The organism is Falsiroseomonas oryzae (assembly GCF_027856955.1).
GTDB lineage: Bacteria > Pseudomonadota > Alphaproteobacteria > Acetobacterales > Acetobacteraceae > Falsiroseomonas > Falsiroseomonas oryzae.
This window is the reverse complement of the sequence record NZ_JAPSMD010000989.1, coordinates 1-609: the sequence shown is the minus strand read 5'-3', so window position 1 is coordinate 609 and position 609 is coordinate 1. Positions and strand designations below refer to the sequence as shown.

The 609-nt window shown below is 75.9% G+C and carries 1 protein-coding gene; it reads left to right on the top strand.

The window, feature by feature from the left end:
• Window positions 1-467: hypothetical protein (locus OZN99_RS33115; protein ID WP_270939404.1), on the top strand; the 467-nt coding region annotated here is incomplete at its 5' end.
• Window positions 468-609 lie beyond the last annotated feature (142 nt).

Below are 609 nucleotides of genomic sequence, written 5' to 3'. Positions count from 1 at the left end.
GCGGGGCAGGCTGGGCGGCGGCTGCCGGGCCGGCGCTGCTGGCCGCGGTGCTCGCCGCGCACGCTGCCACCGTGCGCACGCCCGCGCATGGCGTGCTCACCCACCCCGACTTCTCCCCCGCCTTCATGCAGGACCTGGTGGAGCTGGCGCGCCGCGCCGACCGCACCATCATTTCGGACGACATGGTCCTCACGCTGCGCGCGGGGAAGGAGGTGCCGTGGGAGCCCTCGATCTTCGCGGAGCTCGGCGGCATGGGGCGCTGGGACGAGCGGCTGATCGTGGACATGATCCGCGATGGCCGCTTCGCCTTCGCGGTCACCGTCGGCGACCGCGGCAGCCCGATCTTCGAGAGCCGCTACAACCCCGCCGTGCTGGAGGCGATGGAGGCGGCGTTCCCCCGCCGCATCCAGCGCGACTGGCTGCTCATCCGCCTGCCGGCCGGCAGCGACTGGACGCCGCGGCCGTAGGCGCCGCGGCCCGGCCATGGCGAAAGCGCCGGGACTGGCATGGCCCATCCGCAGGCGCGTCGCGGCCGGGCCGGCTGCCCTACTGCCGCTGGCCGCCACCGCCCGTGATGGGCTGGCCGGTTGCGGCCGTGCCGCCCGTGGC